The organism is Stanieria cyanosphaera PCC 7437, from assembly GCF_000317575.1.
GTDB lineage: Bacteria > Cyanobacteriota > Cyanobacteriia > Cyanobacteriales > Xenococcaceae > Stanieria > Stanieria cyanosphaera.
Window position 1 is genome coordinate 4338210 of sequence record NC_019748.1, and the last position, 25396, is coordinate 4363605.

The window sequence follows — 25396 nt, forward strand, 5'->3', positions numbered from 1 at the left end:
CATGACTAGAGTTTCTCAAGAGGAATTAGTTAAAGGAGTTGCGTCTGGAAAAGTTGTCAGTTTTCCGACAGATACTGTACCAGCTTTAGCCGTTAAACCAGAATTAGCGAAACTAATCTTTCAACTCAAACAACGCCCTGCAACTAAACCTTTGATTTTAATGGCTGCCTCAATTGAAGAACTTTTACCTTATCTTGATGGCAGCGATGCAGAATTGGCAAATTGGTTGGAAATAGCTCAAAAATATTGGCCAGGAGCTTTAACTCTGGTGTTACCTGCTTCTGATTCAGTTTCTTCGACAATTAATCCTACTGACTCTAAAACAATCGGCATCAGAATTCCTCATAGCGCGATCGCATTAGAAATTTTAAGACAAACTGGGGTATTAGCTACCACTAGTGCTAATTTTTCTGGAAAACCCCCTTTAGAAACTATGGAGGCAATAGAGCATAATTTTCCAGAGGTGTTAGTACTTCAAGATGATGGTGTTAAGGAAGATCAACCAATGGGTAGCGGACTCCCTTCAACCGTAGTTCAATGGACAGAAGCAGGATGGCAAATTTTGCGTCAAGGCAGTATTGAATTATTTTTGTAAAGCTATTAGCTAAACGAGAGGAGAAAATTTGATTTTAAGCCCATCACGAGGATGAGGAGTAGGAATAGTAAGTAATTCTAAGCTTTGATTGGGTAAGAGTTCCCATTGATAATTTTTTAGTAACATCGAGGCAAAAATCCTCATTTCCAAACGAGCAAATTCTTTGCCTAAACACTCTCTTAAACCACCACCAAAAGGAATATAAGCAAAACTAGCTTGTTTATCTTCTGCTTTATCAGGGGAAAAGCGGTCAGGAGCAAAGCGATCGCAATCGGGATAAACTGCTTGATCTTTATGGGTTTGAGCAATTTGATATTGAATATTCCATCCTTGAGGAATTTGATAACCTTGGAATTCAAACGACTCGATTACTTCTCTAAAACCACCACCAACAGGAGGAATAATTCGCATTACCTCTTTTAAAACTTGTTCTAAATAAGTCATCTGTTTAAGATTTTCCAGAGTGAGAGGAGAAGCAAGAGATAATTGTTGTTGTTCCTCACGAAGTCGTTGTAAAACTTCTGGATGTTGGGCAGTCAGTAAACAAAAAGATGCGATCGCAGATGTGAGGGTTTCATGTCCAGCAAAGAGTAATAATAAAACTTGGTCTTTTAATTCTTCTAAACTAAGGCTATTTCCCTCTTCATCTTTGGCTTGAATTAATAATCCTAAAGCATCTTCGCCTGGATTTTTTGCTTGTTGACGTTTGACAACAATGTCTTCAATGTATTGAAGTAACTTTTTACGACAATATAATGCCTTACCAAATTTAGTCCAAGGAAGAGGAATCGCAAGAGTAAATAAACCAGCACACCATTCTTCAAAGTACTCTCCTAAAGGCGTTTGTGAACCACCGTCAGTACTAACCAACAAACTGCTAGCAATATCAAAAGTATAATTTCTTAATTCTGGATACCAAGTAAATGTATTTAGCTTTTCCCACTTGTTGAGATATTCTTGAGTAATATGTTCCATTGTGGGGATATAACTAGCTAAAGCTCTCGGTTGAAAAGCCTGATACAGTAATTTACGACGAGAAGTATGAAAATCCCCAGTTTTGACAGCTAAAGATGTTGAGCCTAATAATATTTTGGTACTTTTTGGCCAAGTAGCAACCACATATTTATTTTCGTTCTTAAATAAAAAAGTATTTGCTTCTGCACCAACCATCACTACCGTTGGACGACCAAAAAGACTTGTTTTAAACAGTTTACCGTATTTATTTAATCGTTTTTGATTAAAATTTGGGTCGGTAAAAAAGCTAATTGTTTCCCCCAGTAAGGGTAAACCTAAATTTCCAGGTGGTAAAGAAAGAGATTGTTTTGTTTTTTGGGAAATAGTCATGATAATAACAAATTACCAACCACAACTTAAAAATTTAATTGAGCTATTTTATTTTGTGCAAGAATTTAAATAGTTAGCAACCTCAATCAATTGTTCTCATGTAAAAATGCGATATCGCTTTAATCTGTAGATTGACAAACAGATTGTTGTTTGTGTTGGTAATTGGATTTAATAATTGAACCTTTTGGTTTTTGTTTTGGTCTAAAAAGAAGAATAAACTTTTGTTAGGAATTGGCAGTTGTGTTAGCCATCAACCAAGCTAGTATTAAAGAACTAGAAACAAAGTCAATTACAGATGAGCAATTAGTTAAAGGCTGTCAACAAGGAGACTGCCATTCTTTTCGTTTATTGTATCGCCGTTATCAGCAACGAGTTCGTTCAACCCTTTATCAACTATGCGGTTCAGAAATGCTAGAAGATTTAGTTCAAGAAGTGTTTCTAAGAGCTTGGAAAGGATTACCCCAACTACGAGAGAGTAGTTATTTTTCGACTTGGTTGTATAGAATTAGCTGGAATGTTGCAAGCGATCGCAGAAAAAAGTTAGCCAAACATCAACCACAACTTAATCAAACTAAGTCTAAATTTGACTCCGATGAATCAAACTTAAATCTAACCTCTTCTAGTTCTCAGGATACACCAGACCTGATGCGTTTACATTATCAAGATTTAGTTCAAAGAGGTTTACAAACTTTAAGTCTTGAACATAGAGCCGTTTTAATTTTGCATGATTTAGAAGACTTACCCCAACAAGAAATTGCCCAAATCTTGAACATACCTAAAGGTACAGTAAAGTCAAGGTTATATTATGCTAGAAATGCACTCAAAAAATTTCTTCAACAACAAGATATATGCCTTTAGTTTTTTTACTTAGGTACTAAAGTTATGACTAAATTACCATCAGATGACGATCATAATCTCATTAATTTTTTAAAACAAAATCGACCTTATACTCCTCAAGAAAAAGCTGGTTTTGAAGATGAATTAATTAATTTAGTACATCAAAAAAGTTTTTTTGAACATAAACAGATCGAACCTTTAGTCTGGCTTTTTCCTGGTATATTTTTGTTCGGTGTCTTGGTAGCAATTAATAGCGAACAACCTTATGGTTATCGGTTTGCTATTCGAGAGTCCAAAACTACCCCTTCAATCACTGACAATAGTGAGGAATTAGAAACCTTTTTAATTAATAGTTGGGAAAATACTATTTATCCTAACCATACCACCGAACAAGTTATTCAAAAAAACTCAGATTTATCGTTCTCCTCAGTTAAATAATGGCAACATTACGCTTAATTATTTTGAAATCTAAAAGTCAATTATGGTGATGCGCTATTTTCCTTTGATTGCTTCTGCTGCTTTTTTAGCTGCTGATAGTTTTCCAGTCTCAGCTACCTACCAAAACTCTTCACTTCAGATATTTTCGGGTAGTCAGATTAATCAACCAAGCTTATTTGAGCGTAGTGTGCCACAAATGACTATTCCATTCCACCGCAACAATAACTTGCTCGAACAATTAGATTTCAGTTTTGAGCAAACAATGGAAATTCAACAAATTAGTAGTAATTACCAGACTATCATTAATCAAAAACAGCAAAAACTTTTTCTGGCACAAAAAGAGTTAGTTAAGCTGATCAAAGAAGATGATCTTCAATTAATTCGTGCTAAACATCAAGAAATTCTGCAACTGCGCCAAACACTAGATCAATTAAATTTTGAAAGTCTTTTAGCAATCAGAGAAGTGCTAACCCCCTCTCAGCGTCAAGAATTTACCCAAATTATGGAATCTCGACAAGTTAACTCTCAACAAAATTAACTAATTAAACTTTAAATGTGATAAAGTTATAAATGCCCGTGCGCGGATGTGGTGGAATCGGTAGACACGCACGCTTGAGGGGCGTGTGGCTTTGCCATGCGAGTTCGAGTCTCGCCATCCGCATTAAATTTATTTCCCTATAGCGTCTAGCTTTCCCCCATCTTGCCTAGCAAAATAAACGCTTCATACACTCACTTATTACTCAATCTATAGGGTTTAAAGTATTTCAAAAAGGCAACTTAAAAGTGGGGTTTGAGAATGGGATTTCGTATCAGGACGCCGAAGCGCTTTTGTACAGACGTTTCATGTTCCCAAGGGTGCGAAGCAACGTCTCTACTTTTTACTTTCTGCTAATAGCCGACAACAAAAATTGACGGTATTGGTACAGAAAAATACTGGCTTGGTTAACGCATTTTTCCTAAATATTTAGATAAATAAGGAGAAAATACTTCATAAATTAAAGTTAAAGGTTTACGATCATGCCAAAATAAGTAATGACGACCCCAAAAAGGCCCTTTTTCTCCAAAAGCCAGTTCTAAAGCTCGACAGTGACCATAATAAATTCCTTGAACATCTCGATACAACTCAGTATGTAAACGAGAAAGACTTTCCCAAATAGGTAGAGAACGATTTTGTAAATATTCATCAACATGATTCGCATCCCACCAAGAAGCTGCATAAGCTAATCTTTGACCAGAGGCAGTACGTAACCATACTTGTCTTCTTAGTCGAGGTTCTGATATGGCAGCAATTCCTTCAGGCGCACCATCATCATCAGTTCCAATTAAAGACATATCAATCACATCAACTTCGGTTGGTTCCCCAGTTAGTAGTCTTAGGTGACGAGTCGGAGAACCATCTCCTAGTAATAAAATTTGCCAAGTAGGTGCTAATTGACTGTGAGGCAGTCCTTGTTTGACAATTTCTTCTCCTCCTTGCCAAATCGGTTGGAGAGAGTGCCATTTAGTAGTTCTAGGTAAGAGATTTTGTGGTTTAAGATTTGCAGTCAAAGTTCTTTACAAAAGTTTATTTTTCTTTAAGCAGATCGTAACGCTTTTTCTTGACTTTTTCTGCGGTTTTATAAAACTCCTTTCGAGCTAGGAATAGCACCAGCGCGCCTGGGATCTATTTCTACCGCCATCCTGAGAGAACGAGCAAAAGCTTTAAAAGCAGCTTCAATAATGTGATGAGAATTGATTCCATCTAGTTGACGCAGATGAAGAGTCATTTGTCCATGATTAACTATAGCAACAAAAAATTCTCTCACTAATTGAGTATCATAAGTACCCACTCTTTCGGTGGGAATAGTTAAACCATAACTGAGATGAGGTCGACCAGAAAAATCTAGTGCCACTTGAATCAAAGCTTCATCCAAAGGAGCGATAAAATGACCAAAACGAACGATTCCCTTGCGATCGCCTAAAGCTTGAGTTAAAGCTTGACCTAAAGTAATACCCACATCTTCATTAGTATGATGATCGTCGATTTCAATGTCACCTGTAGCTTTAATTTCTAAATCGATTAAACCGTGAGAAGCAATCTGATGCAACATATGGTCGAGAAAAGGTACTCCTGTGTCTACCTGACATTTTCCTTGACCATCTAAATTCAACTTTACTGCCACATCAGTTTCTTTAGTCGTCCGTTTCACTGAAGCGATTCGGGAAGGAAATAAAATTTCTGATTGCTCATCGATAACAGGACGCTGACTAACTTGCATTGTTAAAAAACCTCATTAATTAATTTAATTTTAATACCTAAGCTTGACCATCTTGATGACCTAAAATATAGACACCGCAACCTATACAAGCCATAATACCCAAGCTGAACGACCAACTTAAACCCAGACTAAGTTCTAATCCCCAATTACAAAAAAATCCTGCTACCAAAAAAGGAACAATACTAAATACCGAAGCGTAGAAAGCATTTTGTGATTCTCTGGCAGCGCGAGTAGCTTCAAATTCTTCTACAGAAGTATACAAAGAACGCTCGGCAAAATTAAACCACCGCGTTAATTGGTCAGTAATCCAATCTTTAAGAGAAGCAAAAGTAAGATAAAGAACCAAAGACCACAGACAAGCAGACGCGATCGCAACTGTATCTATCTGAAAATCAAAGGGCAAGATTTCATTAAGCATAATTTGCTGGTATTGCTACCAAATTATTGGGTAATTAAGTAATTATTCAAGAATTTTAACAAACCTCTTCCCCATAGACCTAATTTCTCTTGGTGTTATTACCTAATTTTTATCTTGCCGATTCGATAATTAGATTGTATATTAGGAAAGAATATTGATTAATGTGTATATTAATTTAAATATCTGCTAATTTTTGCGAAAAAACTACTATAAAAGCGGTTTTATTGACTCAATCTTTACATTACTCTGAATGAATTTAAGTATGACTATTACCAGTTGATTGTTGTAAAAAAAACTTTCAACTAAATTCACTTGGCAATCCAAATGACCAACGTTCTCAAGTTTAAGTGGTATCGCTCGATCTTATTAGCTTTCTTCGCTTTATTAATTTGTTTGGGATTAAATAATTTAAATCTACAGCCTACCCAAGCAACTAACCCTCCAAATCCAGACTCGATTGAAGTTGCTCAGACTGCGTGGCGATACGGTTCTTTTCCAGTAGAAAACTTTCAATCTTATACTTCTGCTTTTGGTTATCGACTGTCTCCTGTTGATGGTCAAAGACAGTTTCACAATGGTTTAGATATGGCTGCTCCCATCGGTAGTTATGTCAGAAATTGGTGGACAGGTAAAGTAATTCAAGTCTCCGATCATACTGCTTGTGGTACTTCTGTAATCGTAGAATCGGGCCCTTGGCAACACGTTTACTGTCATTTGGAAGGTCATGTTGAAACGGGAGCTAAAGGAAGTTATTTAATTGACCGCAATGGTGGATTACAGATTTGGCAAGGACAAGAAGTACCTGTCGGATCGAGAATTGGACGTGTGGGTATGACTGGACGTACCACAGGGCCTCATTTACACTGGGCTTTAAAATACAACGGAAGTTATATCGATCCTGCTTTAGTACTGAAAGAAATGTTTAAGCAACAGGCGTAAGTATCTAGGCAAAATTAATTGTGTACTTTACAACATTCTCGCCCCGTTCCCTACCCTACTTCGTTGAGGGTAGGGAACGGGGCGTTGCTATCGGGCTGCAGTGAATTCAGCCCACAGCCCCTCGGGATAGCGAACTAATTCGATGGCTCGATGCCTGAGAATTAGTCTAATGGTGTATCTTGCTCCTCGATATATTTCCTCAGTCTTTCTATCGTTACGCCACCACAGGAAGTAATATAGTACGAGCCAGACCAAAATACAGGTTTGGAATAGGTTTTCGAGACTTCAGTTTCAAATTCTTTTCTAATTATTCTACTAGATGCGCTTTTGAGACTAGCTACCAGTTGAGAGATATTGTTGTCGGGGTGAAGATCGATTAAAAGATGCACGTGATCTGATTCTCCATCGAACTGAAGCATCAAGCTTTTTTTCTTCTTGCAGATGTTTTGAAACACTTCAGTCATTCGAGCAATCATCGCAGAAGTAATTACCTTACGACGATATTTAGTCACTAGAACTAAGTGCAAATGAATTGAATAAACCGAATGCGAACCCTTGTTAGGTCTCATGTTATACTAGCTACAGGTCAGTTGGGTAACTATGTTAACACGGCGCATTACATTTAGGCTTTATCCTTCTACTGCTCAAGAACAAAAAATGTTCTGGGCAAGAAGAATGCACGCCTACTTGTATAATGCAGCAGTAGCTAACCGCAAAACTCAATATCAAAAATTTGCTCATTCAGTAGATTACTTTGAGCAACAGGCATCATTACCAGGCTTCAAAGAAACTTGGATTGAGTACAAAGAGTTAAATGCTGGTTCTTTGCAAGCGACATTAAAGCGTGTCGATTTTGCTTTTGTTAGATTCTTTCAAGGATTAGCTAAATATCCTAAGTTTAAGCCATTTAAAGCTTATTCTGGATGGACATACCCTGATGCTCGTCAAGGTTTTAAAGTTCATAGCAGTGGCAAAAATGGTTATCTAGAATTAAGAGACTTGGGTATCATTATTCAAATGAGAGGACAAGCTCGTATTTGGGGTCAACCTACTACTTGTACGATTGTCTACCGCAATAGCAGATGGTATGCCAGCGTTACAGTTAAATGCTTGCCAACCAGAGAAACAGGGAAAGGTAGTATTGGACTAGATTTTGGTTGTAAAACGGCTGTTGCTATGAGCAACGGCATTCTGGTTGAACCATCAAAATTTTTGACTAATACCCAAAATCAAATAAACCGATTATCTAAGCAACTAAGGAGAAAACGTAAACCAGAAAAGAAAAAACATAAAGCCTCTCGCAGATGGAAAAAAATACAGGCTAAAATTTCTAAACTCAAGAAAAAAGTAGCCAATCGCCGTCAAAACTGGGTGCATCAAGTGGCAGTAGATATTGTTCGGAGTAATTCCCTCATTGTCACAGAGAAACTTCAAATCAAAAATATGACCAGAAAAGCATCCTCTGGCAGCAAAAGAAAAAGACAGAAGACGGGTCTTAATCGTTCTATGCTTGATATCGGAATAGGTATGCTTAGAGATGCCATCGCATATAAAGTCAAAGAAGCTGGTGGAGTATTTCTCGAAGCTCCTACTCAAAGTTTAAAACCAACACAGCGATGCGTTAAATGTTGGGAATTAACCAAAAAAAGCTTGAGCGATAGGCTTCATATTTGTTCTAATCAAAGTTGTCGGCATACCGAAGATCGAGATATTAACTCAGCCCAAGTATGTCTCTCTTGGGCGCGGGGGCAGGTTATACAACATTAATTTAATATATTAAACAACAACAACAAAGGCAAGATAATTGCCTTTTTTAACGTTTTGTGTAAATATAAATCTTGATAATTACACAAAGCATATAATGAGAGTTCAGAAGGTCAATATTCGAGGTCAAACCAGTTGGGTTTTACTTAGTGATGACTATCTTCCTATCGAACCAGTCACAGATTATCTGCAACACCTGATGGCGTTAGGCAAAGCACCAAACACGCTGAAGAACTACGCCCACCACTTGAAATTATTCTTTGAGTACTTGGAAGCTTACAGTCTCGACTGGACACAATGTTGGGAGAAAGAGTTAGCGGAATTTATGCTCTGGCTACAATTACCCGATTCTATTCCTGGTGTTCCTTCTATTGCCCCACAAACGGCAAAAAGGACGGAAAAGACAGTCAATATCATGATGAGTGTGATTTATCAGTTTTACGAGTTTCACGCCCGAAATCAGAGGATAGAAAGCCGAGAACTGTATCAAACTAGCTACCCAGTCCAGAGAAGGTATAAGTCACTTCTCTATGAGATGAAGAAAGATAAGAGGGTAAAAACTAAGAGATTAAAAGTCAAAGAACCTAGAACTTTTCCTGGGTGTTTAACTAAAGAAGAAGTCCAAACTTTAGTTGATAATTGTGCCAATCTTCGGGACAAGTTTTTAATTGTACTTCTCTATCACTCAGGTATGAGAATTGGGGAAGCTTTGGGGTTACGCCATAGTGATATTCACAGTGAAATGGGATTGAATGAAATCCATGTAATTCCCCGTGATGATAATCTCAATGATGCCAGAGTCAAAGATGGTGAAACAAGAATTATTAGCGTACCAAGACAAACAATTCAAGCTTATGAAAATTACGTTTTAGATGATGATTTTCCTGATGTAGATTCTGATTATGTCTTTATCAATATGTGGCGTAATGAAATCGGTTCGCCCATGAGATATTCTACTGCTCAAAGTTTATTTAGAAGGTTGAGTGAAAAAACAGGAATTGAAGCCACAGCACATTTATTAAGACATACCCACGCTACAGAATTAATTAGAGCAGGAATGGATTTAATTTATGTTCAAGAACGCTTAGGTCATGCCAGTATCCAAACCACAATTGATACTTATGTGCATTTGTTAAACAAAGACCAAAAAGCTGCTTACAAACAGTATTTAGCTAAGTGCGAGGAAGATTAAATGCAAAAAATATCGATATCAAAGTCTAAAGACAAAGAAATAGTTTGTCCTAGATGTTGCAGTATAAAAGTAAAAACTTGGGCAAAATCGAAAGCAAGACAACAATATAAATGTGATGATTGTGGTCGTTTCTTCTATAAAAATCCAAAATTACAGTCTGCTAAAGATATATTACCTTCGGATATTACTCCCAAAGAAATGCGAATATATGATATATGGGACTTAAGAGTTTTTGGGAAAGAAGCAACTACTGGAGGTTTATATACAGCTAATTTCTCAATGATTAATCCTGAATGGTTTAAAAAAACTGTGAAAGATTATATCTGGTATAATTCTTCGCAATATAGCACCAGCGAGCTTTTAAGAAAATTAACAGAGTTTAGACGTTTTTCACGATATTTAACCGAAAAAAGAGCGACAGTAAAACCGCAGGATATAGATAGATTATTAGTGATTGAAGCAATTAATTATGCTTCTCAAGACTTAAAAGTATCTAAATCATTATCTATCTTTATCACTACATTAAAGTATTTTTTTGAATTTTGTAATTCTAACAATCTCATAGAGATTAGCAGTAAACAATTAATTTTTGAATCTGATTATCCTAAAGCTGAAAGAAAAATAATTAAAGAAATTCCTTCTGATGTCATTAAACAGATACGTCAACATCTTGATTCTCTTCCAAAACCAATAAAAATAGCAATTAGTATTCTTATTGAAACGGGAATGAGAATATCAGAAGTATGTAGTTTAAAGCTAAATTGTATTAGCCAAGATTCAGATGGAGATTGGTGGGTTAGTTTATATAGAATAAAGCTTAAAAAAGAAGACAGATTATTTATTAGTAAAGAATTAGCTCAAAGTATTTTACAACAGCAAGAGTTTATTAAAAATAACTTAGGAAGAGATTTTAGCTATTTGTTTTGCAGCACAGAAGGTAGTGGATGGTTTGCATCCTATACTAATACCCCAAAAAGAAGGGCAAGTGTAAAAAGAGAACTTTCTCATTTTATTCCTGTTAAAAAACTTATCAAACAACCTTTAATAAGAGGATATCTTCATCAATTGGCTCACGAACATAACATTACTGATATTTCTGGTGAAATATATCCTGTTTGGAAGTGCCACAGATTTCGTCATACTCATCTAACAGATTTAGCTAGAAAAGGTATGGGCATCGCTCACATTATGCAGCGTGGCGGTCATGCTTCTCCTTCGATGTCTATGCACTATATTCACCTGACTAATGACGACCAGAAAAAGAAAATGAAAGAAGTGTGGGACAATACCCACTTCAACATGGAAGGTGAAATAGTAGCACCTGTTAATCCTGATTTAGACACAGCAGAAATGCAATGGATAAAGAAAGGAATGGGAGTACAAACTACAGATAATGGTTACTGTACTTTACTCTGGACACAGACTTGTCCCCATCAAGATTTACCTTGTAAAAGCTGTGGTAGTTGGGTAACAACTTTAGACTTCTTAGATAGCCATAAACAGGAATTAAAAGAGACAGAAAAAATTATCGAAAATGCTCGTCAAAAAGGCTATCAAAGACAGATAGAAAAGAACGTTCCCAGAGCGGAAAGACTCAAGAGAATTATCTCTGGAATGGAAAAACACAAAACCATGAGAGGTCTTGGTCATAATGAATGGGAGGAGAAAGAATAATGTCTCGCCCTAGTAACAACTCTAAAGGCAATCCAGAGCTATTAGTCAAAGCAGCAGCAGCTAAGAAAAAGATGCAGAAGAAAGACTGGAAAAAGCGATTCAACAAGTCTTAGATTCTGGAGAAACTATTACTTTTAACGCCATAGCAGAAGCAGCAGGATTATCTGTTAGCTACCTCTATAAATATCCTGAGATTAAAAATCGTCTTGCCGAACTACGCAACCAACAAAAAGCAGCTATTGGAGGAATAGTAAATAAAACTCCTCAGTTTCAACCAGCTACAGACAAGTCTAAAGCGGTAATTATTAGTAAATTACGACAAGAAAATCGTCGGTTACGTAATGAAAACGAAGACTTGAAAAAACATATTGAAATAGCTCAAGGTAAAGTTATCGAACTGCGTCAAGTAGAAGCAGAAAATAATCGCCTAAAGGCAAGAATAAAAGAGTTAGAACAATCTTTAACTAATGCCAAAGTCACGCCAATTAATCAGAAAAAACAGAGTGATATTAGCTCCAATATTCTGACTCAATTACAAGTGGTAGGAGTTAAGTTAAATCCTACCCTGACTAAGACTATTCATACAGCTTCAGATGAAATAGTATTAGATGCGATTGAAGCTTTAAAAGACCAACTTACTAAACAAGATATTCCTAATGCTGGTGGTTGGTTGAATAAGGCAATTCAAGAAGGTTGGACTAAATCTGAAACTATTCATCAACAACCAAATCAACCCGAACAAAAGATAGTTAAGGCTGGCGACAAACCACAAAAAGAACAAGTTAGTTTGACTCAACTTAAGAAACTAAGCAGTATTTTTAACAAAGATGAATGATAATCATTTACCTCCCACTAACATTGAAGCTGAAGAAGCTATCTTAGGAGGAATATTACTCGACCCAAAGGCAATTACCATTGTTGCTGATATTCTACCAGTAGAAGCTTTTTCTATTTCTACTCATCAACAGATATACAAAGCAGCACTCTTGTTACATCACAAAGATAAGCAAGTAGATTTGATGACTGTTTCTACTTGGCTATCAGACCATAAATTACTGGAAAAAGTTGGAGGTACAACTAAATTAGCACAACTGTTAAATCGTACTGTATCAGCCGTTAATATTGACCGCTACAGTCTCTTGGTTTTAGATAAGTATCAGCGTCGTCGTTTAATTGCTGCTGGTCATGAAATAGTCGATTTAGGATACGATACAGCAATAGAATTAGAAACAGTCTTTGACTTCGCTGAATCCAAGCTCTTCGCTCTAACTACTGATAAGAAAGATAAGTTTACTACTGAACCAATTAATGACTGTCTAGCTGATATCTTCAATGAATTAGAACAAGGTTCATTACCTCTTTTTTCTACTGGTTTAACCGACTTGGATTCTTTAATTGGTGGTTTAACTAAACAGGATTTAATTATTGTTGCAGCACGTCCGAGTATGGGGAAGTCTTGGTTTGCTTGTTACCTGGCTAATCACATTGCTATTAAAGAGAAAAAGCCAGTAGTCTTCTTTTCTGCTGAAATGTCCAGAAAACAGTTGACTAAGAGATTTCTAGCGATGCACACGGGCATTGACTCTCAAAGATTAATGAACAATGTCATCTATGAAGATGAGATGGATTCTTTAGTTAATGGTTTGAGTAATTTAGCTGAATTACCCATCGAGATTAATGACACTCCAGCCGAACAATTAACCCCTGCTAAAATTCGTTCTGAGTTGAGGAAAATCCAATCGAAAAGAGGAGAACTAGGATTAGTTGTACTGGACTACATTCAGAAACTAGGAGACAGAGCAGCAGGGAATAGAGCGCAAGTTATCGGCAAATATAGTGGGGCTTGTAAGGATATTGCCAAACAGTTTAACGTACCATTTGTTGTCTTAGCTCAAATTAACCGAGGTGTTGAATCTCAAAGTAATAAGCGTCCTGCTATGGCTTCCTTGAAAGACAGTGGAGATATTGAACAAGACGGCGATCTTCTTTTAATGCTTTATCGAGATGAATATTACAAGTCGGACACTGAGGATAATGGAGTGATGGAAGTAATTGTAGGGAAGAATCGCAATGGTGCTACTGGGACTTGTAAGGTTTTATTCGACCCATCAGTCGGAGCTTTTTGTGACTATACAAGCTAGAATGGTTAGCGTTATATAATTTGACTAACTACTCTAGCTTTGCATAAAATATTCACAACACTAAAGCTTATAATCAGCAAGCTTTATAGGCGTTATGGGTGTGATAAGGCAGGAACTGTCCTCGTTTCAGACTGCTGATGAGTCTAGCTCTACTAAAAATCCCAAAGTTAAACACTGCGGAGGTTTTCAGCAACTAGCTCAAGTGAAGCGTCAGAAACTTCAGGCGCAAAGGAGAAAAGAAAAATATAAAAATAAATTTACTGAAGTACTTAAGAAAAATGAAGTTGCTCAACAACAAGTAGGAAATGATTTCATTTCGTTTTAAAATCTAGCTTGTCTAGATTTATGGAAGTCTGATGAGTAATCCCGTAACTCAATTATCCGAGACAGAAACTGATGCTTTGTTGAAGAAAGTCAATCAACAATTGAACCTCAATAGTTTTGATGTTAACGATCATCAACTGATTCAACAAATGGTTGAATGTATGGGAGATCCGCGAGGTTTAGTTAGACTTGGATTTGCGGAAGCTTTGGGTGTAGTTGGTTTCCCAGCAGTTCCTTTTTTACGAGAAGCTTTAGCTCATCATTGTAATCCAGTAGTACGTAGAGCAGCAGCTAAAACCTTAAATCTAATTGCCGATCCTACGGCTATTCCTACCTTGATTGATGCCGTTTTAAATGATGATGATGTGGTTGTTAGAGGTTCGGCAGTTGGTGCATTGGCTCAAACAGGAGAAGCATCAGTACCACCATTAATTGATATTTTAGCGTCTCCAGAAAGTACTGAAACGATTAAAGGTCATGCAGCCTGGGCATTAGCTTTTATTGGTAATAAAGCTAGAGAACAATTGTATCAAGCATTTAACTCTGATTCAGCAGAAGTACGTTCGGCGGTAGTAGGAGCGATCGCAAAAGTAGCAGAGGAACAACGAGAAGAACGCGCTTTAAATTTATTGATTGATTCTTTACAAGATCCTGCCAGTAGTGTTAGAAGTGAAGCAGCAGCAGCTTTAGGTAATTTAGCCGAGCAATCGGCAATTCCCGATTTACTGAAATTATTGCAGCATAGTGAAGGAGAAAGTCGTAAAGCAGCAGCTTTAGCTTTGATGAAAATAGGCGATCCTGCTGTTTTAGAATCATTACAAACTGCTTTGGAGCGTGAATCAGAAGCAGCTATTCAACAGATAATTAAGTTAGCTATTACTCAACTAGAGAAGAAATTAGAATCAGATGATTGGAATTAAGCACAGAAATTTAATTTATTTTGATTGATTCAGTGGAAAAAATATGTGCTTGTATCTATCGGGATAGGAACAATAATTACTTTGTCATAATCTACAGAAGAAATTAAGCAAATATTGAACTGACTTTAAACAGCAAGATTTAGTGCGAGTAATGCCGTACCATAAGCAGCTTCTGTATTAATTGCTGAAGTTACTGGTACTTGTAAGTAGCGTTGACGAATTTTACTCCAAGTTAAATTTTTTGCGCCTCCTCCTGCCGTATATACTTGAGTTAATTTATCTGCACCTAGTTGTTGTAGTTTTTGATAGCCAAGAGCTTCAATTCTTGCCATACTTTCTAATAAACCATGTAAAAATTCTACTCGATTGCTGGGACGAGGTTGTAGTTTGGGTTCTAAATTTGGATCGTTAATTGGAAAGCGATCGCCTTGGCTCAATAAAGGATAATATTCTAAAAGGCTTGGTTGTTGGGAGTCTATTTTTTGAGAAAGATTAATTAATTCTTCGTCGCTAAAGAAGTGTCTTAAAACAGCGCCTCCTGTATTCGAAGCACCGCCAGTTAACCATAAGCTTCCTAATCGATGACTATAAATTCCTGATGAGGCATCATCTATTTTAGTTGTGCTGAGTAATTTTAAAACTAAAGTAGAGCCAAGGGAAGTAACTGCTTCTCCTGGTTGACTAGCACCACTTGCTAGAAAAGCAGCAATACTATCGGTTGTACCCGTACAAACTAAACAATTAGGAGATAAACTAAAGCGATGATCGCAAATATTTGGAGTAACGGAGTCAATTATTGTTCCAGGAGCTAGTATTTGGGGTAATAAATTACTAAAAGGCAAATTTTGTAGCCAATCGGGATAGCAAAGTCGTTCGACATCGTAACCTAATTTTAAAGCGTTATGATAATCGCTAATTCCTAACCTTCCATGTAATAAAAAAGCTAACCAATCAGCTTGATGTAAAAAATATTTAGCTTCAGTAAAGACAGTTTGTTTAGACCACCAAATTAATTTTGCCAGACTTGAAGTAGCACTTACCACAATTTGATTGTCGTTAGTAAGCTTTTTGATGGTTTCTAATACTGTCACTCCTCGTCCATCATTGTATAAAATTGGTTCATCTAAAGGATTACCATAAGCATCACATAATAACACTGTAGCGGAAGTTCCATTAATTGCGATCGCTTGAAGTTGTTTACGGATCTCAAGAGGAATTTGTTCAATTAATGAATATAAGGCTGTTTGCCAACTCAAGGCTAAATTATTTTTTGATAAATGCTCTAAAGAATACTGTACTGTTAGCAGTATAGTTTTGTCTCGCTCAATTACAATTCCTCTAGCACCAGAAGTACCAAAATCAATTCCTAAATAATAGTTCATCAACTATTCTCAAAATATTGTTGTCTTTTACTATGAAGATATTAAATTTTCTGTAATAAAAAATACATTATGTTAAAAAAAGCTACGATAGAGATAGAGCAAAATCTCCTCAATAGCAAGTTTAATCGCAGGAGGAAAAGTTATGACAGTCGAACTGAGTCAAGCTTTGTCAATCATCTTAGTAATTTCTCTAGCTTGTATAATTCTCTCTCCAATTCTTTGGTGGATTTTACCTAATCGCAGACAATCAATTTAATTGCTTTATCCTGGTTAATTGATGATGATTGAGACCTACGGTAGTGCGCTTCGCTTATGTTAATTGTTAATTATTCATCCCTCATAATTAGTAATTAGTCACTGCTAACTAAGATAATTGTTTAAGAGCAACTTGCTTGTGAAGATGAAATAAATGCTTATCCTTGATCTCAGCAGCACGTAACCCCTCAATAGTTTGGTGAAGATATTCCGCAGCAGAACCTAATTGTCCCCTAGCAGTAGCAAGACAATCAACAATTATTTCGGTAGATAAATTTTTAGCATAAATTGGCGTGTTAGGATTAATAGTAAAAGCGATCGCATTAATTACTTGTTGTCCAAAAAACACTTTTACCCAACGAGGAATATAAGAATCTGCCACCATTTCTCGTCGCCATAATAACAATAACTCTTTTTCAAGATGCTCGGCAGCGATAGAATAGGCAACTCCTTGACAGCTACCACCCCGTTCTAAACCTAAGACTAATCCTGGATTTTCTGGTGTACCCCGTCCTATCGGTGTCCACAAACAAAAACGTCGATGCCAACCGTAAATTTTACCAATACAGCGATTTTCATAGCGGATACAAGGATTCCAAATTAATGAACCATAACCAAATACCCATACTTCGGAAAGATTGGGTTTTTGGTGCAAAATTTCCTGAATCGATTGTTTTAACTGGTCTTCAGTTAGGATAGGTAAATTTAAAGCTGATTTAATTAGGATTTTTTGTAAAAGTTGAGATTTAAGATCGGCGCGAGTCAATCCCATAGATAAAATTAGTCAAAACAAATGATGTTATTGTAATGGCTAAAGAGAATTTTTGATTGCAACTTTGTATACTATGTATTAACTATAGATTAGGGTAATTTTATTGATCCTAACTTGAGCTTGGACTGTCATTGTTATACTAAAAACTCTAGAGCTTGGTGTTGTAAGTATACTTGAAGCGTATCTGGTGTAGTTTGTTGAATTTTATTTATATCCTGAAAAGGGTTTTTATCATTAGCCCAAAGCTTGCTGTCTAAATGGACTTCACTACCTTCCCATAGCAGTTGTAAGTGTTTCCCTCTACGTATAGTAAAGTTGGGGACTTTTTCTTCCCCATTTAAGCAACTTGCCAGATAATGCTCAAAGGTTTTTCGTTCTTCTTCGCTAACAAAAACAACGTCAAAGTATCCGTCGCATGGACTTCACTACCTTCCCATAGCAGTTGTAAGTGTTTCCCTCTACGTATAGTAAAGTTGGGGACTTTTTCTTCCCCATTTAAGCAACTTGCCAGATAATGCTCAAAGGTTTTTCGTTCTTCTTCGCTAACAAAAACAACGTCAAAGTATCCGTCGCCAGGATCTGCTGAAGGTGCAACACAAATGTTCGGACCAATATTTTGAATATTCATTGCTTCTATAAGTAGATAGCGACCAGAACAGTCTTGTCCGTCAAGTGTAACTTGCCACGTTTGTGCGCGGTAATTGCCAAGCATTGCTTTAAATGCATTAAGATCGTATTTCAATTCCTGATCACAACTACTGAACGAATGATCTTCTTTAGCAATTGAAACTAATGGCATCATTTGGGGAAACATACCAACACCCATAGCTTCAATGAAGTGCGTCGTACCCCAAGGAGCTTCTACTACACCTACATCAAACTTTTGGTGAGTTGCTGAAGTCCATCCAGCAATTAGCTTTTCTAATGAATCAGTTATACCGAGTGTCTTGGCTATATTATTAGCAGTACCAAGTGGCAATATCCCGATAGGAATATTTCTTCCGCTCAGATGTTGAGCTACTTTATCTATCGTACCATCTCCACCCGCGATCGCGACTAATTCACCTGGTTCAGAAAGTGCTTGAGGAAAATCATCTTCATCCGTAGATTGATAGGTAGGATCGTATCCTGCTTCTCGCAGTATCTGCAACAGTTTTTCTTTTGAGTGCTGTCCTTGCCCTGCGGTAGGATTATGCATTAAGGTTATATGCATGGCTTAGTATTAACAGACATTAGTTTGATTAAGATGTTGAGCTAGTTGCTACAGACTCCAGAAACTAATTTTTTATCCACCACTTCTCCAGTTAAACTAAAAGCGCGTGCTTCAGTTATCTTGACTTTGACTGTTTTACCTTGTAACTCTTCAATCTTACCAGGAAAGAAAGTGAGACGATTGCCTCTGGTTCTACCCATTACTTGAGTAGGATTTTTCGGATTTTCTGCTTCAACTAGAACTTCTTCGATCCGACCAAAATAACGTTCAGATCTTTCTGCTGCTTTAGTTGCGACTAAATGATTTAATCTTTGCAAGCGATCGCTTTTTACTTCCTCACTTAATTGATTATCCCATAAAGCTGCTGGTGTGCCAGGACGAGGAGAGTAGGCAGCAGTGTTTAATTGATCGAAACCAATCTCTTCGACTAGTTTTAAAGTGTTTTCAAATTGTGCTTCTGTTTCCCCAGGAAAACCAACAATAGCATCAGCACTAATGGCAGCATCGGGCATATATTGACGGATTTTAGCAATAATGGAGCGATATTTTTCTTGAGTATAACCACGCTTCATTGCTTTAAGGACTTCGTTATCTCCTGACTGAAAAGGAATATGGAAGTGTTCGCACACCTTTGGTAATTCTTGACAAGCTTTAATTAGTCTTTCGGTAAAGTAACGAGGATGACTGGTAGCAAAACGAATTCGATCTATACCTGGAATATCATGAACATAGTAAAGTAGATCGGTTAAGGTGTGTTGATGTCTTCCTGTTTCAGTACTACCAGGTAAATCTCTACCATAAGCATCAATATTTTGTCCGAGGAGAGTTATTTCCTTGTATCCTTGTCGTCCTAATTCTTCCATTTCTGCCCGAATTGCTTCAGGAGTCCGAGATTGTTCGACCCCTCTTACGTTAGGTACAACGCAATAAGAACAACGTTCATTACAACCATAAATTATATTCACCCAAGCAGTAACTGTACTATCCCGACGGGGTTTGGTAATATCTTCAACAATATGAATTGGTTCGGTAGCAACTACTTGATTGCCATCAAATACCTGTTGAAGTAAATCTTCCAGTCGATTAGCGTGTTGAGGTCCCATGACCAAATCTAATTCTGGAACGCGTCTTAATAGTTGTTCTCCTTCCTGTTGGGCAACGCATCCAGCTACAATTAGAGTTAAATCAGGCTGTTCGTGTTTTCTTTTTGCTTGTCTACCTAAATAAGAATAAACTTTTTGTTCGGCATTATCTCGAATTGTGCAAGTATTGTAGAGAACTAAATCTGCTTCATTGGGGTCTTCTGCCCATCGAAATCCCATTTCTTCTAGGATACCTGCCATGCGCTCAGAGTCGGCTTTATTCATCTGACAGCCGAAAGTAACAATGTTGTATCGTTTGCTGGCTTTATCCATAGCAATCTTATTGCGAATTGTATCTAAAAGAAATATTTACTTAAATTTTTTAAAGCAAGTTCTCTATTATATCATAATTTTATGCTCAGGAATATACTTGATTGTTGGTCTGATTGTTTCTCAGTAGTTCCACTTCATTAAACATCAAATGTTATTTTTCCTACCTCCTCTACTTCCGACACTTTCCATATTTTATAAATAATTAGGTTGACTTACTTAGAACCTTTTTAAGGAACTTAGCTTACAGTTGAATCGTCATTGATCGCAAGCTACCTTTTGTGGAGCAAAATAGATGAAAGCATCTTCGGGACTAGAGCATTTTCCACAATTCTTTGCTGGATTAGCTGTACTCTCTTTTTCCTTGGTTGTGAGTTCTTTTATATTTTCCAAAGCAATTAGTGACTTTAAACAAGCCAATGATGTTTTGGTAGTAACTGGTTCTGCTAAAAGACCAATTCAATCAGACTATATTATTTTACGTTTTTCTGTATCTAGCCAAGAGCCAACTGCACAAGCTGCCTACCAAAGCTTGAAAGTTCAAATGGAGAAGTTACAAGCCTATTTGCAAGAACAACAAGTACCAAATGATGTTCTTACTTTAAGTACTATTCAATCTGAATCTATCCCAGAAATTACAGCAAACGGGAGTGCAACGGGTGCGATTTTGGCTTATCGTCTAATTCAGCAATTGGAAATTCGTTCCAATGAAGTAGAAAGATATGCGAAACTCTCTCAGCAAGCAAATGAGTTAATCAACGAAGGAATTAACCTAGTTGTCGATCCTCCCCAATATTTATATACCAAACTCAGTCAACTGCGGGTAGAAATGGTTGCTGAGGCAACTAAAGATGCTAAAGCTAGGGCTGAGGCGATTAGTCAAAGTACTGGCAATCAAGTTGGTCCGATCCGAAGTGCTACAACAGGTGTATTTCAAATTACATCCCGTAACTCAACGGATGTAAGCGATTATGGGATTTATGATACTTCTTCCCTGGAAAAAGATATTACTGCTGTAGTATCGGTTCAGTTTGCGATCGCGAATTAATTAAACCTCTCCAGAAACCCTTATTTTTGCACCCTTTCATAATAGTTTCAGCATAATTATTGGAGATGTCTATTGAGTGAACTCCTCGCGAATTAAGTGAGTGAATCTAAAGAAGTATTTAATGTGTAACTAATTCATTTGTCATAACTATGGCTTTTTAGTCAGTTTCTATACAGATAAGATCTAAACTGGTAAGGTAGGCAAAAGTATTTTTAATCAGGTTATTAAATTAAATTTGTGTTTTGCCCACCCTAATCTTTGAATCTGAAACAAAGTCAAGCTATTCTCAATCAACAATCAACAACAAAGAAGATATTACACTTAAACTAAGATAATCATTCTAAATTAATAATGACTGCCAGATTTACGATGTTGAATTGCAGTAATTCCATGATTTTCTAGAACTTCACCACAATCAATTACCGCATAAATCAAAGTTCTATCTCCTGATTCCATCCGACTATGAACGGTACATTCTAGATAAGCTAAAGCTTCTTCAATAATTAAACAACCATTGCTAGCAGTTTTGGTATTTAAATTGTTAAAAGAGTTACTACTTTGATAGGAAAAGTTTCTTCTGACATTTCTACCTTCATTGAGGATATTCAGGACAAATTTATCGCCTGGATTTCTAATTAAATCAGCATTTTGTTCTTTGGCAACGGCAATCATCAAACCAGGAGGATTAAAAGTTGCTTGAGATACCCAAGAAGTGAGAACACCGCTATGTTGGTTATCATGAAAAGTAGTTAAGACACAGAGAGAACCGACAATTCTACCGACTGCTTGTTCGGTGCGATCAATTTGAGTTTCTGTAACAGCTTGTTTGGGAGTACGTAATTTTTTGGTTTTTTTCAGTTTTTGAGTAAATTCTCTTCCTGCTTGTTGGCATTCTTCTAAAGTAGTAGCAGTAGGACTAAAACGGACACGAATTGGTTCAAATCCCAAGCTGTAATGAGCATCTCTTAGTTTATTTTCTAACACATCGATCGCTTCACCACTCCAACCATAAGACCCAAAAACCCCTGCTAATTTAGTTTTGGCTGCGTTAGCGAGGATAATTCCTAAAGCAGTTTGAATTTGAGTAGGTGCATGACCACCTAAAGTAGGCGAACCGATGATAAAACCATCACAAGTTTGAATTGCTTGGGTAATTTCTTCAGTTGAAGCAAGTTCACAGTTAATTGATTCTACCGCTACTCCCGATTGTACCAATCCTTGAGCGATCGCATTAGCCATAGTTGCGGTATTACCATAAGCAGAGGCATACAAAAGAACTACTTTTAATTCTTGAGCTTTTTGCTGTTGACACCACTGACGATAATCATAGCTAAAGCGACTGAGGCTATATTTAATTAACGAACCATGAGCAGGAGCATAGATTTTATTCGGAAAAGCCGTAAATTTGTCTAAAGCAGTTTCTAACTGTTTGGTTTGGGTGGCGTGAAGACAATCAAAATAGAAACGACGGTCTTGGTCTAATTGTTTCCAATTATCATCAAAAATAGGTTCATCGCACAAATGTGCGCCAAAGAATTTATCCGTGTAGAGGATTTTACTTTGAGGATCGTAAGTACAAAATCCATCTACCCAACGAGGAGTTGGAACACTAATAAATTGTAGTTGATGTCCTTGTCCCAAATCTAAAGTATCCCCTTCTCTAACTACTTGAATGCGAGTTTGCCATTCGGGAAAAGTTAAGGCTGCTTTGAGGGCATTAACTGCTGGTTTAGAACAAATTATTTTCGCCTGGGGTGCTTTTCCTGCTAATACTTGTACCGTTGCCAAGCGATTGGGATTAACGTGCTGTAAGATGATGTAATCTAATTTGTGCCAGTTAAAAGATTTTTCTAAAGTTTCCAGATAAATTTGCGTAAAAGATTGTCCTGGTGGATCGATCAAAGCGATTTGATCTGCTTGAATCAGATAGGAATTTGAAGTTGTACCTTTTTGACGAGAATATTCAATTTCAAACTTTAATCTATCCCAAGTACGCGATCGCAATACTTGAGTATTATTGCCAATTGTTGCTACTTGAACGTCTCTTGTTTTAGCTGGTGTTGGTTTAATAGTTGCTTGTACCATGATTTTTAATTGTTGATTGTTGATTGTTGATTGCTTGTTTTTTGTATCTTTGAGATATTTTTTGTTCTGGATCGATGCCTTCAAAGGTAGGAGGTAGCCAAACTCGGACTACTAATAAAACGGCTAAAACTAATAAAAAGGAACAAGTTGCTAATACCTGAGTCCAAGGTGTTTCTAAAATTCCTTTGACAATGATTTCTCTTAAAACTGAAACAATGGAAACTTCGACGGCAACTCCAATCGAAACTCGATGTTCTTGTAAGTAAATGATTAATAATCGAAATAATTCAACTAAAATCAGCAAAAACAAAATATCTGCTGTAACTTCGGTAAAATTTAAAGGCGGTAGCAGAGAAATAAACATCTCTTGCAACTGAATTACCATGAAGCTGAATAAACCGATACAAAGTGAGACAATAATTAAGTCTTGGATAAATTCCAAAGCTCTAACTACTCCACCACTATTGAGTAATTTGTACCAGGGAGTTGGGGAAGTGTTAATCAGTTTTTGCATTGTAGTTAGTTAATTGTTGATAGTTTGTCCACAGCCTTTACACAGATAGAGTTATCGGTTGGTATTATTTTTTTGTTGATCGCGCTACGCGCACCTTCGGTGAGGTTGATTATTCATCCCTCATAATTAGTAATTAGTAATGATTTCCTACTTTGCGATGGTGAACTGCAGTTAGGGCATCTAGTTTGGCTACTCTGCCAGTTTGCACAGTACTATAAACTATCCAGTGATCACTACATTCGATGCGACTGCTAACTTCGCATTCAATATATGCAAGAGATTCAGCAATGATCGGTGAACCGTTATTAGCAGGTACAGTTTTAATTCCTTCAAATCTATCTGCACCAGGAGGAAAACGTTTGAGAAAATGTTTAACTAAGCCCTGATAATTACCTTCTTCCAAAACATTTAGCACAAAACGATCGCCGATGTGTAGAAAAGATTCAATTGCCCTGTCTTTAGCTACTGCGATCGCAATTCCTAGGGGATTCAAACTTGCTTGGGTTATCCAAGAAGCAACCATCGCACTGGAAATTTCACCTTTTTTGGCAGTAATAATATACAAGCCGTTGCTGATTCTGCCTAAAGCTTTTTCTAAACTGTTATCAATGGCTTTAATTTGTTTAACAGTGCGATCGCGGGTTAACCATTGTCCTAAATCTGTACCAGCTTCATCGCAGACTTGATTAATGATTTGAGTGGGAGATTCTTTGACTAAAATGGGTGGAAATGCTTCAGTTAAGCCGATTTCTTGAAATTTATTGCGTAAAGGATAAATGGGTTCATCTTCTCCGCCACCAGATTCAAATAGTGCGACCGCTTGTTTACTGTGTGCTGCTGCTAAAATAGTACTGAGAATAGCGTGGGCGTTTTGGTTTGATTGTGGTGGCATACCAAGGACTAAACCTGCTGCTTGGGAAACTAATTCCCTTACTTCTTGCGGTTCGGTATCGTTCCAATCGACTAATTCTACTGCAACTCCTGTTTTAGTAATCCCATGCGCGATCGCTCTAGCTAAATAATCACTGTAACCATAATCTTCACAATAAAAGATGGCAACCAAAGTATCTGTTTTAGTTTGTGCCTGACTCCATTGGCGATAGCGTTCAACTAATTCACCACGATGGTATTGTAGTAAAGGGCCATGTCCTGTAGCAATTGTACCCAAGGAAAGTTTTTCCATTCGTTTGATGGCAGCTAAAACTGAACGGGCATTGGGTTTCATTAAACAGTCATAGTAATATTCAAAGTCTGCCTCAATTAGTTCTAAATCCTCATCAAAAGTAGGTTCATCACAATAATGCATCCCAAACGCATCGCAAGTGTAGAGAATTTGAGTTTGATAATCGTAAGTAAAAATTGTATCGGGCCAATGTAAATTAGGAGCAGAAACAAATTCTAATTGATGTCCGTTACCTAAATCAAGGCGATCGCCATTTTTAACTATTTGATGTTTAAATGACTGATGCACCATGTTTTCTAAAAACTGAATTGCTACCTTCGCACCAACTACGGTAACTTGGGGTGCTAACGCCAAAACATCTTTAACCAAACCACTATGATCGGGTTCGGTATGACTAATAATTAAATAATCTAGTTGAGATAAATCGATTAAACCTGTAAGTAATTCAAGATATAACTGACGAAACTTAGCGTGAGAAGTATCAACTAAAGCTAACTTTTCCCCTTGAATGATAAAAGAATTGTAGGTTGTACCGTTTTGTAAGCCAAATTCAATATCAAAGCGATCGCGATCCCAATCCAGACAACGAATCGCAGTAGTTTCTGGCGCAATCTCGACAGTCTGTAAAGTCAGTCTACCAGTAGATTTAGCTGTTTGATCGATATCTGTGAGTGCAACCATGAGTAAC

25 protein-coding genes, 1 tRNA gene and 1 pseudogene are annotated in these 25396 nt (G+C 37.0%); 15 read left to right on the forward strand and 12 right to left on the reverse strand.

Annotation, left to right across the window (positions count from 1 at the left end; all coding sequences use genetic code 11):
* The first annotated feature begins 1 nt into the window (after window position 1).
* Window positions 2-595 carry an L-threonylcarbamoyladenylate synthase gene (locus STA7437_RS18870; protein ID WP_015194983.1) on the forward strand — a complete coding sequence of 198 codons (594 nt, stop codon included), beginning with the start codon at window positions 2-4 and terminating at the stop codon, window positions 593-595.
* A gap of 9 nt (window positions 596-604) precedes the next feature.
* On the opposite strand, the gene STA7437_RS18875 is transcribed toward STA7437_RS18870, so the two are convergent.
* Window positions 605-1939 carry a cytochrome P450 gene (locus STA7437_RS18875; protein WP_015194984.1) on the reverse strand — a complete coding sequence of 445 codons (1335 nt, stop codon included), beginning with the start codon at window positions 1937-1939 and terminating at the stop codon, window positions 605-607.
* A 249-nt stretch (window positions 1940-2188) separates the two neighbouring features.
* Here STA7437_RS18875 and STA7437_RS18880 point away from each other — a divergent pair, with 249 nt between their 5' ends.
* From STA7437_RS18880 to STA7437_RS18895, 4 genes are all read left to right on the forward strand, one after another.
* Complete coding sequence (locus tag STA7437_RS18880; protein ID WP_407696431.1) at window positions 2189-2797, forward strand: sigma-70 family RNA polymerase sigma factor; 609 nt, start codon at window positions 2189-2191, stop codon at window positions 2795-2797.
* 24 nt (window positions 2798-2821) lie between these two features.
* A complete protein-coding gene (locus STA7437_RS18885; protein ID WP_015194986.1) occupies window positions 2822-3214 on the forward strand; it encodes a hypothetical protein in 393 nt (130 codons plus the stop codon).
* Between the two features lie 43 nt (window positions 3215-3257).
* Window positions 3258-3752: a Spy/CpxP family protein refolding chaperone gene (locus STA7437_RS25060; RefSeq protein ID WP_015194987.1), complete on the forward strand. Its 495-nt coding sequence runs from the start codon at window positions 3258-3260 to the stop codon at window positions 3750-3752.
* A 42-nt stretch (window positions 3753-3794) separates the two neighbouring features.
* A tRNA-Leu gene (locus STA7437_RS18895) sits at window positions 3795-3875 on the forward strand.
* A gap of 281 nt (window positions 3876-4156) precedes the next feature.
* On the opposite strand, the gene STA7437_RS18900 is transcribed toward STA7437_RS18895, so the two are convergent.
* The 3 genes from STA7437_RS18900 to STA7437_RS18910 all read right to left on the reverse strand — a co-directional run bounded on the left by STA7437_RS18900 (window position 4157) and on the right by STA7437_RS18910 (window position 5890).
* Window positions 4157-4762 (reverse strand): chorismate lyase, encoded by a 606-nt coding sequence (locus tag STA7437_RS18900; protein ID WP_015194988.1) that lies wholly within the window; start codon window positions 4760-4762, stop codon window positions 4157-4159.
* Window positions 4763-4830: 68 nt separating this feature from the next.
* Window positions 4831-5472 carry an imidazoleglycerol-phosphate dehydratase HisB gene (gene hisB, locus STA7437_RS18905; protein WP_015194989.1) on the reverse strand — a complete coding sequence of 214 codons (642 nt, stop codon included), beginning with the start codon at window positions 5470-5472 and terminating at the stop codon, window positions 4831-4833.
* A 37-nt stretch (window positions 5473-5509) separates the two neighbouring features.
* Complete coding sequence (locus STA7437_RS18910) at window positions 5510-5890, reverse strand: hypothetical protein (protein ID WP_015194990.1); 381 nt, start codon at window positions 5888-5890, stop codon at window positions 5510-5512.
* Window positions 5891-6214: 324 nt separating this feature from the next.
* On the opposite strand from STA7437_RS18910, the gene STA7437_RS18915 reads away from it, so the two are divergent.
* The gene (locus STA7437_RS18915; RefSeq protein ID WP_015194991.1) at window positions 6215-6829 is read left to right on the forward strand and encodes a M23 family metallopeptidase; all 615 of its coding nucleotides are present in this window, start codon (window positions 6215-6217) and stop codon (window positions 6827-6829) included.
* 161 nt (window positions 6830-6990) lie between these two features.
* Here the strand turns inward: STA7437_RS18915 and tnpA are convergent, their stop codons facing one another.
* Window positions 6991-7398: an IS200/IS605 family transposase gene (gene tnpA / locus STA7437_RS18920; protein WP_015194992.1), complete on the reverse strand. Its 408-nt coding sequence runs from the start codon at window positions 7396-7398 to the stop codon at window positions 6991-6993.
* Window positions 7399-7429: 31 nt separating this feature from the next.
* Here tnpA and STA7437_RS18925 point away from each other — a divergent pair, with 31 nt between their 5' ends.
* The 8 genes and pseudogenes from STA7437_RS18925 (at window position 7430) to STA7437_RS18955 (ending at window position 14844) form a co-directional block, all read left to right on the forward strand.
* Window positions 7430-8596: an RNA-guided endonuclease InsQ/TnpB family protein gene (locus STA7437_RS18925; protein WP_041619576.1), complete on the forward strand. Its 1167-nt coding sequence runs from the start codon at window positions 7430-7432 to the stop codon at window positions 8594-8596.
* 94 nt (window positions 8597-8690) lie between these two features.
* On the forward strand, window positions 8691-9785 hold the full coding sequence (locus STA7437_RS18930; protein ID WP_015194993.1) for a tyrosine-type recombinase/integrase: 1095 nt from the start codon (window positions 8691-8693) through the stop codon (window positions 9783-9785).
* Window positions 9786-11459 (forward strand): tyrosine-type recombinase/integrase, encoded by a 1674-nt coding sequence (locus tag STA7437_RS18935; RefSeq protein WP_015194568.1) that lies wholly within the window; start codon window positions 9786-9788, stop codon window positions 11457-11459.
* 127 nt (window positions 11460-11586) lie between these two features.
* Window positions 11587-11769: pseudogene (locus tag STA7437_RS27750) on the forward strand (DUF6262 family protein); the annotation flags it as partial.
* A gap of 45 nt (window positions 11770-11814) precedes the next feature.
* The gene (locus STA7437_RS18940) at window positions 11815-12294 is read left to right on the forward strand and encodes a hypothetical protein (RefSeq protein ID WP_041619578.1); all 480 of its coding nucleotides are present in this window, start codon (window positions 11815-11817) and stop codon (window positions 12292-12294) included.
* Window positions 12287-13600 carry a replicative DNA helicase gene (dnaB, locus tag STA7437_RS18945; protein WP_015194566.1) on the forward strand — a complete coding sequence of 438 codons (1314 nt, stop codon included), beginning with the start codon at window positions 12287-12289 and terminating at the stop codon, window positions 13598-13600. The genes STA7437_RS18940 and dnaB overlap by 8 nt, the downstream gene beginning before the upstream one ends.
* Before the next feature lie 94 nt (window positions 13601-13694).
* On the forward strand, window positions 13695-13925 hold the full coding sequence (locus tag STA7437_RS18950) for a hypothetical protein (protein WP_041619580.1): 231 nt from the start codon (window positions 13695-13697) through the stop codon (window positions 13923-13925).
* Window positions 13926-13956: 31 nt separating this feature from the next.
* On the forward strand, window positions 13957-14844 hold the full coding sequence (locus STA7437_RS18955; RefSeq protein WP_015194995.1) for a HEAT repeat domain-containing protein: 888 nt from the start codon (window positions 13957-13959) through the stop codon (window positions 14842-14844).
* Window positions 14845-14969: 125 nt separating this feature from the next.
* Here STA7437_RS18955 and STA7437_RS18960 read toward each other — a convergent pair whose 3' ends face one another.
* The 4 genes from STA7437_RS18960 to miaB form a co-directional block, all read right to left on the reverse strand.
* Complete coding sequence (locus STA7437_RS18960; RefSeq protein ID WP_015194996.1) at window positions 14970-16226, reverse strand: FGGY-family carbohydrate kinase; 1257 nt, start codon at window positions 16224-16226, stop codon at window positions 14970-14972.
* A 364-nt stretch (window positions 16227-16590) separates the two neighbouring features.
* Window positions 16591-17253 (reverse strand): gamma-glutamylcyclotransferase, encoded by a 663-nt coding sequence (locus STA7437_RS18965; RefSeq protein ID WP_015194998.1) that lies wholly within the window; start codon window positions 17251-17253, stop codon window positions 16591-16593.
* 337 nt (window positions 17254-17590) lie between these two features.
* Window positions 17591-18466, reverse strand: coding sequence for a diacylglycerol/lipid kinase family protein (locus STA7437_RS18970; protein WP_015194999.1), 876 nt, complete (start codon window positions 18464-18466; stop codon window positions 17591-17593).
* Window positions 18467-18507: 41 nt separating this feature from the next.
* Complete coding sequence (gene miaB / locus STA7437_RS18975) at window positions 18508-19881, reverse strand: tRNA (N6-isopentenyl adenosine(37)-C2)-methylthiotransferase MiaB (RefSeq protein ID WP_015195000.1); 1374 nt, start codon at window positions 19879-19881, stop codon at window positions 18508-18510.
* A gap of 292 nt (window positions 19882-20173) precedes the next feature.
* Here miaB and STA7437_RS18980 point away from each other — a divergent pair, with 292 nt between their 5' ends.
* A complete protein-coding gene (locus STA7437_RS18980) occupies window positions 20174-20926 on the forward strand; it encodes an SIMPL domain-containing protein (RefSeq protein ID WP_015195001.1) in 753 nt (250 codons plus the stop codon).
* 345 nt (window positions 20927-21271) lie between these two features.
* Here STA7437_RS18980 and STA7437_RS18985 read toward each other — a convergent pair whose 3' ends face one another.
* The 3 genes from STA7437_RS18985 to STA7437_RS18995 all read right to left on the reverse strand — a co-directional run bounded on the left by STA7437_RS18985 (window position 21272) and on the right by STA7437_RS18995 (window position 25389).
* Window positions 21272-23011: a diflavin flavoprotein gene (locus STA7437_RS18985; protein ID WP_015195002.1), complete on the reverse strand. Its 1740-nt coding sequence runs from the start codon at window positions 23009-23011 to the stop codon at window positions 21272-21274.
* Complete coding sequence (locus STA7437_RS18990) at window positions 22992-23525, reverse strand: phosphate-starvation-inducible PsiE family protein (protein ID WP_015195003.1); 534 nt, start codon at window positions 23523-23525, stop codon at window positions 22992-22994. The genes STA7437_RS18985 and STA7437_RS18990 overlap by 20 nt, the downstream gene beginning before the upstream one ends.
* Before the next feature lie 133 nt (window positions 23526-23658).
* On the reverse strand, window positions 23659-25389 hold the full coding sequence (locus STA7437_RS18995) for a diflavin flavoprotein (protein ID WP_015195004.1): 1731 nt from the start codon (window positions 25387-25389) through the stop codon (window positions 23659-23661).
* Window positions 25390-25396 lie beyond the last annotated feature (7 nt).